At 49.5% G+C, this 8671-nt stretch carries 9 protein-coding genes and 4 tRNA genes; 9 read left to right on the top strand and 4 right to left on the bottom strand.

Going from position 1 to position 8671, the window contains the following annotated elements:
- Positions 1 to 155 precede the first annotated feature (155 nt).
- Genes D9N13_RS04915 through D9N13_RS04900 form a run of 4 tightly spaced genes read right to left on the bottom strand, consistent with a single transcriptional unit; the run spans position 156 to position 5056 of the window.
- A complete protein-coding gene (locus D9N13_RS04915) occupies positions 156 to 359 on the bottom strand; it encodes a DUF2892 domain-containing protein (RefSeq protein ID WP_290586705.1) in 204 nt (67 codons plus the stop codon).
- Positions 360 to 369: 10 nt separating this feature from the next.
- Complete coding sequence (locus D9N13_RS04910) at positions 370 to 1683, bottom strand: hypothetical protein (protein WP_290586702.1); 1314 nt, start codon at positions 1681 to 1683, stop codon at positions 370 to 372.
- Between the two features lie 5 nt (positions 1684 to 1688).
- A complete protein-coding gene (locus tag D9N13_RS04905; RefSeq protein ID WP_290586699.1) occupies positions 1689 to 2510 on the bottom strand; it encodes an outer membrane lipoprotein-sorting protein in 822 nt (273 codons plus the stop codon).
- Positions 2507 to 5056 (bottom strand): efflux RND transporter permease subunit, encoded by a 2550-nt coding sequence (locus D9N13_RS04900; RefSeq protein WP_290586696.1) that lies wholly within the window; start codon positions 5054 to 5056, stop codon positions 2507 to 2509. Before D9N13_RS04900 ends, D9N13_RS04905 begins: the two co-directional genes overlap by 4 nt.
- Before the next feature lie 130 nt (positions 5057 to 5186).
- Here D9N13_RS04900 and D9N13_RS04895 point away from each other — a divergent pair, with 130 nt between their 5' ends.
- The 9 genes from D9N13_RS04895 to D9N13_RS04855 all read left to right on the top strand — a co-directional run.
- Entirely contained in the window at positions 5187 to 5513 is a 327-nt protein-coding gene (locus D9N13_RS04895; RefSeq protein WP_290586693.1) for an ArsR/SmtB family transcription factor, read from the top strand.
- Positions 5485 to 6486, top strand: coding sequence for a bifunctional biotin--[acetyl-CoA-carboxylase] ligase/biotin operon repressor BirA (gene birA / locus D9N13_RS04890; protein ID WP_290586691.1), 1002 nt, complete (start codon positions 5485 to 5487; stop codon positions 6484 to 6486). Before D9N13_RS04895 ends, birA begins: the two co-directional genes overlap by 29 nt.
- On the top strand, positions 6483 to 7226 hold the full coding sequence (locus D9N13_RS04885; RefSeq protein ID WP_290586688.1) for a type III pantothenate kinase: 744 nt from the start codon (positions 6483 to 6485) through the stop codon (positions 7224 to 7226). Before birA ends, D9N13_RS04885 begins: the two co-directional genes overlap by 4 nt.
- 18 nt (positions 7227 to 7244) lie before the next feature.
- Complete coding sequence (locus tag D9N13_RS04880; RefSeq protein ID WP_290586685.1) at positions 7245 to 7976, top strand: SPOR domain-containing protein; 732 nt, start codon at positions 7245 to 7247, stop codon at positions 7974 to 7976.
- A gap of 36 nt (positions 7977 to 8012) precedes the next feature.
- Positions 8013 to 8088, top strand: a tRNA-Thr gene (locus D9N13_RS04875).
- Between the two features lie 50 nt (positions 8089 to 8138).
- A tRNA-Tyr gene (locus tag D9N13_RS04870) sits at positions 8139 to 8223 on the top strand.
- A 61-nt stretch (positions 8224 to 8284) separates the two neighbouring features.
- Positions 8285 to 8358, top strand: a tRNA-Gly gene (locus D9N13_RS04865).
- A gap of 26 nt (positions 8359 to 8384) precedes the next feature.
- Positions 8385 to 8460, top strand: a tRNA-Thr gene (locus D9N13_RS04860).
- Positions 8461 to 8543: 83 nt separating this feature from the next.
- Positions 8544 to 8671, top strand: a 128-nt coding sequence (locus D9N13_RS04855) for a GTP-binding protein (protein WP_290586708.1), incomplete at its 3' end; no start/stop codon positions are given.

The following is an 8671-nucleotide window of genomic DNA, read 5'->3' as shown; positions in this document are numbered from 1 at the left end:
TCGCCATGTGAGAGTAGGTCATCGTCAGGCTCCTAATTCAATAAAAAACCCCGCTCAAGTCTATTGTGCGGGGTTTTTTATTGGCTGGACGCTTGCACCAATTGAAATCGGCTATGGCACATGGAATACGGTTGAGGAAGCATAGCCTGCTTTGATTAACTGACAACTTCCTCACGCTTGAAACCGGCTTTGTCCAGTAGCCACATCATTGGGCACCAATGTGTAAAAGACGACTGGATCTGATTTAGTGCTACAAAACCAGTAAATAAAAACCAGTATTCGTGCACAAATATTCCCAGAAGCAGACTCAATAGTGTGAAAAAACCGGCAGCGAATCGTAAGCCTTCGTTGATAGTCATGTAATGTCTCCTAAAAGATGAACTTAGCTCTTGCGTAGATATTGGAGTTTTGTTCCATTTGCCCAAACAACGTGTGTTCTTTGCTCCCACCCAGAACGTTGGCGCCGCCATTGATCTGCCAGCTATCCCCAATACGAACCATAATATTTGGTATCAGGTAATAGTCATCATCGGAAGGCGAGTAGAATAGGAACGCTGAGTACACAATGTTTGATTGTTGTGTGTTAAGAGTCCAGCGTGTGGTGATCACTTGTCGAGCTTTGCGTGGTCGATCATCTGGTGATGGAATCTTTTCCTTCAATTTCGAATAGTGATGGGTGTATTCGGAATAGATCTGGAAGTTGGCCGTTAAGTTGCGAACAATTTCAGATTCATAACCGATCAAGAAACGTGTTTGATTATTCGGTACATATGGGTTTGTACCCTGGTCGCTCTCCTTTGAAACCCAGTGGGCAAACTCGACGTTTGTTATGCCTCCTAAAGCACTGGCACGAGCACTGGCGCCTAGACTCTGTAATTTCGGGAAGTATAGTCTTTGTTCAGCAGGGTCATACCCTTCTGGAGTTTTGAAAAAGCCTTGATACAGGTACATTGCATATTCAATACCCTGCACGGTTTTATAGAAGCGGGCAGACAATTCGCCATCTTTTAGGTTGGCACCTGGTTTTCTGGCATTAACGGCAGGTGGTGCTGCTACAATATCGTCCACAAATGGAGAGAAATAAACCAACTTTTCTCCAGTGATGTAATTGTCAGGGTCAAACTTTGGTGACCAAATGATGTCAACGTTCACCAGCTCAGAATACCCGCTTGTTTTTAGGGCGTCAGAGGGTGCTTTTAGATATTGTTGGTCGTATCCACTGAAGAATGCGACCCAATCCTTTGGAAAAAAATCGTTTAGAAATAGGAGATCACCGGTTCCCCAGGTTAGTATCTGGCGTCCGGCCCGTACATCGATTGCGGATAAGGGTGAGAAACCAAGGTAGGCTTCCCGATTGATGCCATGCCACTCTGAGGTGATACCATCAAAGTACAACTCTCCTTTGTAGCTGGCAGTGATTCCGTGGTCCTGATAATAGGTTTGGATTCGCCCCCTCAAGTCCTGAGCCACCCATTCTTCCGCCAATGCATCACTATTATTAGTCCGATAACTATTTGTGGATTCCAAGAAACCACTCACCGGTAGCAAGGGTGTGGTTGCCGCCTCTTCTTCGGCCCAGCCTTCATCCCAATCACTCCACTCATCTTCTACAGCGGCCAGGAGCGTAGAGTGGAGTAAGCTGAAAATGGCTGAGATAGACAACCAGATGAATGTGTATTTCATATGAGTCACGTTTTATTTGTAGGTCTTTTCAACCATTCCTGTGGTGGTGTTCGCAGTGATCGCTCAGAAAATACGTCATCGTCGATGCCTATGTTGTACTTGATAAAGCGTATCTCACTAAGGGTGTATCCCCCTGTTCTGTGATCGGTTACTTTCATTTTCGTTACCGTGATATAGCCGTCAATTTCCTGTTGGTCTAAAGCCTCGATGCTGCGATATAGATTTTCTTGATCGTCAAAATATTCGGTTTTTTCTGGCAGATAAGTTGCTTTGTTTACCCAGACTTTATAATGTTTGAACTCGACCCCGTCAGGGTCAACCGGATAATTGTCGATAATGTAATGTGATTCTGTGGTTTCCGTTAGGGTGTGCTTGTCAGCCTTTAGAGAGCGACCGGAAACATCTTCATAGTAGAAGTCACTTCCAACAAAACTGGTTCGCTTGTCGCCCGCTGATATCCGCTTCACCAAGTCCAGACTTGGCAAATACAGCCAGCGGTCATCATCACGGTCGATGTGTTTCTTAACCAGAAAAGCCGTGCGTTTAACATCTGAGGGTCTTTGGAAGAATACAAAAAACTGTTGGTCGCCACCGTCGGTTACATTCTTCCGTAAGATCGTGAATTGACGCAGTTGCTCTCTGCCGCTGCCGTCAATGATTTTCATTCGGGTTTCCGCTCTTCCATCCTGACCCTGATAAAATGCAACATGGTTTGCCCGCTGCACTATCTGATCAGCAGTGATGGTTTCAGCCGATGCCACCAGGCAAGCGGATGAGGTGAATAGGCCAACTAGCAGTACGCTCAGCGCGTTGGTAACGGATTTCATTTTGCACTCCTTGTTTTTTCAGGGAAGAGGATGCCTTGTATTAGGGACATTATGGCCGGTAACAGTAGTAACGTGACGACACAGCTGGTGGCCATAATCGAAGCCAGGAATATGCCCACTGTGTTGTAAGGAACCAATGGTGCTGCCAGTAGTGGCAGGAAGCCAATTGCAATGACGATGGCATTACGAAGAATAGCGATGCCTGGCTCCCCAAACATAAGGTTCATTGTAGTGGTCCAGCTACCAGTGTCTTCATGGATTGCCCGTGCACGGTCGAGAAAATGTATGGCAAAGTCCACGGATAAACCCAATGTCAGGGAAGAAAGTACTGCAACGGGCATATCATAGTCTTTACCTATCCAGCCTATTAATCCGTATATCAGGGCGATCGTCAGGCTGAGTGGTATCATCGCGAGCACGCCGTAGAGGAGCGATCTGAACAGAAGCACCATGACAACAAAAACCATAACAAAAGCGCCGAACAAGCTGTTTAACATGCCTTTAACCATGGCTTCCTGCCACACCACATTAATGTAGGTCAAACCTCCCCACTGCACGCTAAGACCAGCTGGTAGTGGGTGCCCAGAAATATATTGCTCAACCTGTTCCACAACGATGGACATGTCTTTATTGTCGCCGCTTTTGAGTTGCAACCAGAGGGCAGCGTTTTGGTAGTCTGGTGTTACGAAGTGCCATAGGTCATAGGGGCGATGTGATGACTGGTAACTTAATATGGTTTGCGCGGTTTGGTTGCTATTGTCTGGGATGCGGTAAAATGTTTTGTCTCCACCTTGTAGCTCCCGATATACCGTTTTTACCAGGTCAACAATGCTGTTCGATTTACCTACCAGCGTTCCCTCAAGGAGATGCTGTTGCAACGCTTCCATATAGCTGAGCGCTTCCGGTTGCATGAAATACTTCAGTTCCGTCTGGGCCTGTTCGGCAGTCGCTATGAGATTCTCTAAAGCCACCACATCTGAGGGGGATTCAGCTTCAAAGGCAGCATCGTCGGCGCTCTGGATCAACCTGCTTATCTGTTTGTTGAAGTCAGTGCGGCCGTTGAGGCTCGCAGAAAGGATGCTTTTCGCAACTTCGCTCTCTGCGGCCGCCTGATGCAATTCAGACAATATTTGCTGTTGCATGGCTGACGTGTCTTTTCTGAATACCAGGTAAGCGTCGTAGGTTCCCGCAAAATGGGAATTCAAAACACGATCTGCAACTCGAATCCTGTGATCTTCTTTAAACCAACGCACAGGGTTGTCGTTGATCTCGATCTTTTTGATACCGACATAGCTGAATACAGACAAGACCAATGCGATGGTGACCGTTACTTTAGCGTTGCCAATTGCCACTCGCCTGAACCTATTGAGAAAGCCATCCAAAGCTACAGCGCTGTCTGTATGGTGTTTTTTAGCCAGTAATTGAATGCGGTCTTCCGACAACATAGCGATATAAGCGGGAACGAATACAATTGTAAACAGGAATGCCAAAACGATTCCGAATGCAACGAATAAGCCGAATATCTGTACTGGCGGAATGGGAGTAAATGCCAAGGAAGCAAAACCCACGGCCGATGTTATCGAAGTGAACAGCATGGGCCTGAAAAGGTTCTGTATTACTTTTTCAATGGTGTCTTTCACCCTGTCACCTGGTTTGTGCAGTTCTGCGAACTCAGACAGGATGTGGACGGAATCCACCACCGCAATGGGCATAAGAAATATGGGGATCATGGAACTCATTATATGCACGGTGTAGCCCATGCCGATGAGCGCTCCCATCGTGATGATGACGGTAGCCATCGCCACCAGCATTGGCGCGGTTATCAGCGCAAAACTGCGAAAGAAGATCCACATCAATAGAAAAATCGCAACTGCCGCCATGGGCGCGGAGATTGCCATCTGAATGAACATCTCAATACCAAAGGTGTCCTCAGCGACCGGTAATCCTGTTATGTGGTATTCGTCTCCGGGAGGAAGTTGGTCAATAATGGACTGGATTTTTTGCGCTATTTCGTGGCTCAGCTCCTTTTTTTCGATTGGTACATAGATGGCAGCGGCCTTTCCATCTTCAGATACCAGCGTGTTCTTGAACATGGGGAGTCGATTTGTCGCCTGTTCCAACTCTGCGGGAGGCAGTTGTTCGTCGCGGTTATCCGGAATCATCCACTGGAACCGGATCGTTCCCGGGCTCTCCTGGGTGATATTGTCTACCGATGCCAGGCTCATAAGCTCGTGATCGATCACGCCCTCAATGGCTTCAATTTGATCACTTAAAGATTTCAGATTGGCTAATGACTGATGGTTGAAGATACCCGTATCGGTCTGATCATTGACGATGCCAACGACAATCAGATCATAAAGGTTGAATTGCTCTTTAATCCGGTCATGGATCACTCTGTCCCGTTGGTCTGGAGGCAGCATGTTCTCAGGGTCAGTGTCGATATGAATACGCGGAATCATTGCACCTGCGATCAGGGTTAAAACCAGCGTGAGCCACATAATCTTTTTAGGATGGCCGGTAGCAAAGTGCACAATTTGATCTTTCATCGGTTACCTACAAGCAGGGTGTTCTGGAAAACAATGGCATTATAATATAACCATATAGTTATATGGTCAACTCACGCTTGTGTGATATCATGGCTTCTTGTTGATCAGACTCCCAGAAAGTGAGGTATTTGTGTCCGGTCTTGTGATGTCCGATGATCAGTTAGAGGTCGTAGCCCAACGCTTTCGTGTATTGAGTGATCCTATGCGTTTGAAAATATTGCATAATCTTCGCGAAGGCGAGCTTACGGTGGGGGGGCTTGTGGAGCTTACAGGGGCGTCACAACCCAATGTATCCAAACATCTATCCATATTGCGGGGCGCAGGATTGGTGATTCGCAGGCAGGAAGGTAACCAGGCGTATTTCTCCATTGGGGCTCCGTTTGTGTTCGATTTGTGCGATATCGTATGCGAAGGCATAAGGAAAGAATTTGAGCAGAAACAATCCGCATTCCGCTGATGATCGTTTCCAGGAACTGATAGCCTTGCTGGCCGATGGCCGGTTTCATGGTGGTGACGAGCTTGGGGATTCGCTTGGAGTGTCCCGTGCTGCGGTCTGGAAACAAATTCAGAAACTTCAGGAGTCAGGGCTGGATATCCAATCGGTACGCGGTAAAGGGTACCGATTGGCTCATCCCATGGAGTGGCTGGACACTGAGCAGGTTTGCTCTCAAATGGATGATGGGGCCAGGGCGTTGTTGAGCCAGCTTGATGTCCGGTCTCAGGTGACCTCCACTAATGATGTGGCTCTGCAGAGGGCGGCGACAGGTGTGGGGTCCGGTTATGTGTGCCTTGCTGAACAGCAGACTGCCGGTCGCGGGCGACGGGGGCGTCATTGGGTGTCCCCTTTCGGGAGCAATCTGTATTTGTCCATTGTCTGGGAGTTCCATCAGGGGGCGGCGCAATTGGAAGGGCTTAGCTTGGCCACCGGGGTGGCAGTGGCTAAAGCACTCAGCAGGCTGGGTGTGTCAGCGGTGGGATTAAAGTGGCCCAATGACTTGCTGGTAGGGGGCGCGAAGCTCAGTGGGATTTTGCTGGAAATGACGGGGGATCCGTCGGGGCGTTGTCAGGTGGTGCTGGGTGTTGGTGTAAATCACCGTTTGCCTATGGCTGCTGCCCATGGCATTGATCAGTCGTGGGCCAAATTGGATGAATTCAGGCCGGGCATAGGCCGTAATCTGCTGGCGTCGGTGGTGATTTCGGAATTGTTGCTAATGCTGGAGCGCTTTGCCGCGAATGGATTCGCCGCGTTTCGGGATGAATGGCAGGCACTGGATGTTTACGCGGACAAAGAAGTGGTGATTAAAACCGGCGCGTCCGACATATTCGGTATTGCTCGCGGAGTGGACAGCAGTGGCGGCTTGAGATTGGAAATCTCAGGCGCCATCCAGATCATTAAAGGAGGGGAGATGAGTCTCCGTGCTGTTGAATGAGTGTTCTTTATCTGGATTTTGGTAATTCGAGATTCAAATGGCGGCTGTCGGACGGTGGGATCACTGCTCAGAGTTATGAGGGTTTTGATGCTTGGCTGCATTCCTTGTCCGGCCACGGGGATCTGACGGCAGTGGTTTTTGCCAGTGTTCTGACGGAGCGGAGGCAGGAGGGGATAACGGAACAATTGAAGTCTGCGCTGTCGCTTCCTTTACAGCGCTGCGTCGTAACATCGAGTGCTCTGGGGGTTCAGTGTGCCTATCGTGATCTGGATCGCCTTGGAATAGACCGGTGGCTGGCGGTTGTCGCCGCCTGGGCAAGGTACGGCGAAGCGTGCGCAGTTGTTGACGCAGGTACAGCCGCCACACTGGATTTTGTGGACGTTGCGGGTCACCATCTGGGTGGGTACATTGTGAGTGGTCTGACGTTGGCGCTGCAGGGTCTGTTGGCAGGAACCGACAATATTCGTCCTGACCCCGCAGGCTTTGAGTCGGCCGCATTGGTGCCGGGGGTCAATACGGCGGAAGCGATTTATCATGGCGCGCTGTACAGTTTAGTGGCGTTGATCGAATCCAGTTATCAAAATCTCCTAAAATCCTTTCCACAGGCTAAACTTATTCTTGCAGGCGGCGACGCGGCCCTTGTAGGCTCTCATTTGTACAGTCAACATGAACTGGTGGAAGATCTGGTGTTTGAAGGCATGCAACTGCTTGAAAGCGCAGCACTTCTCATAGACGCATAACAGGATAACTAGTAGATAATGCGCTGGATTGTATTTTCCCTTTTGGTATTGAATGTGGCTTATTTTGGCTGGGAGTATTCCCGCTCCGCTGTGCCGGCTGTTTCCAGTGCGCAGGAGTATCCTTTGCCGCCGGTGCAGGGTGACAGGCTGGTGTTGTTGACGGAACGTTTACCTGCTGCCACCAGCAGTGCTCCGCCGCCGGCGCCGGTCATTATCCAGGAGCCAGGGGCGGTGCATCGCGAGCTGGATAAGGTGGAAATTAAAAAGGAAGCACTGTGTGTTTCGGTCGGCCCTTATCAGCAGGAGGCCAACGGCAGGATGCTGGTCAAGAACCTGCTCACCGAAGGCATTGCGTCTGAATTGGAGGAGCTGGAGTTGTCCCGGGATACCCAGTACTGGGTTCTTTTGGCGCCGGCATCCACCCGTAGAGAGGCAATGCAGACACTCAAAAATCTCCAGGCCAAGAAAATTGATAGCTATCTTGTCTCAACTGGAGAACTCAGAAATGCAATATCGCTGGGCTTGTTCAACAAAGAGCGTTCAGCCAGGGGGGTTTTAGCCAGTGTCAAGGAGGCTGGCTTTCCCGCCGAATTGAGGCAAAAGGAGAGTGTGGAGAGCGAATTTTGGGTGCGAATCCCGCCTGGACAACCTGTTGAAAATCTTGAAAAAACCCTCGAAACCCTGGTGGTGCAAGGCAGCGGTATAAAAATTTCAAAAGCTGCATGTGAAATGTTTGCACAAACCAAATAATTTGCGTAGAATTCGCGGCCTAAATTGATGAGCAGCGCTGGCGTAGCTCAGTTGGTAGAGCAGCTGACTTGTAATCAGCCGGTCGGGGGTTCGACTCCTCTCGCCAGCTCCAGTTTAGGTTCAAACGAAGAGTTTGTTTGCTTCCAGTAGGTTGGAAGCTCCGGAGGGGTTCCCGAGTGGTCAAAGGGATCAGACTGTAAATCTGACGGCTCAGCCTTCGCAGGTTCAAATCCTGCCCCCTCCACCATTATTTGTGTGCGGCGGCATAAAGCTTGGTGGTCGCATGCCGGCGCTGTTTGCAGGGTCAGGCGGGCATAGTTCAATGGTAGAACCTCAGCCTTCCAAGCTGATGATGCGGGTTCGATTCCCGCTGCCCGCTCCATACTTGTTATGGTAAATAAAGCTTTTGCTCATATAGCTCAGTCGGTAGAGCACTTCCTTGGTAAGGAAGAGGTCACCGGTTCAAATCCGGTTATGAGCTCCAGATTATGCGGGTTGGCTTGGTGTCTTCCCGTTTTTTGTGTGTAATGAAGAAACTTCAAAGGTACAGGCCAGGAGAAGGGTCAAATGTCAAAGGAAAAATTTGAACGAAGCAAACCGCACGTAAACGTAGGCACCATTGGTCACGTTGACCACGGTAAAACCACCTTGACGGCTGCGTTGACCCGCGTGTGTTCCGAGATCTGGGGTGGGGC

The organism is Ketobacter sp. GenoA1 (genome assembly GCF_003671475.1).
Classification (GTDB): domain Bacteria; phylum Pseudomonadota; class Gammaproteobacteria; order Pseudomonadales; family Ketobacteraceae; genus Ketobacter.
Note: the sequence above shows the minus strand (reverse complement) of the source record. Positions and strands in the feature narration are given on the sequence as shown.

What these genes read in the sequence shown, in the direction of transcription:
- D9N13_RS04915 (WP_290586705.1), bottom strand. Translation starts at nt 359, where the DNA reads ATGACTATCAACGAAGGCTTACGATTCGCTGCCGGTTTTTTCACACTA.
- D9N13_RS04910 (WP_290586702.1), bottom strand. Translation starts at nt 1,683, where the DNA reads ATGAAATACACATTCATCTGGTTGTCTATCTCAGCCATTTTCAGCTTA.
- D9N13_RS04905 (WP_290586699.1), bottom strand. Translation starts at nt 2,510, where the DNA reads ATGAAATCCGTTACCAACGCGCTGAGCGTACTGCTAGTTGGCCTATTC.
- D9N13_RS04900 (WP_290586696.1), bottom strand. Translation starts at nt 5,056, where the DNA reads ATGAAAGATCAAATTGTGCACTTTGCTACCGGCCATCCTAAAAAGATT.
- D9N13_RS04885 (WP_290586688.1), top strand. Translation starts at nt 6,483, where the DNA reads ATGAGTGTTCTTTATCTGGATTTTGGTAATTCGAGATTCAAATGGCGG.
- D9N13_RS04880 (WP_290586685.1), top strand. Translation starts at nt 7,245, where the DNA reads ATGCGCTGGATTGTATTTTCCCTTTTGGTATTGAATGTGGCTTATTTT.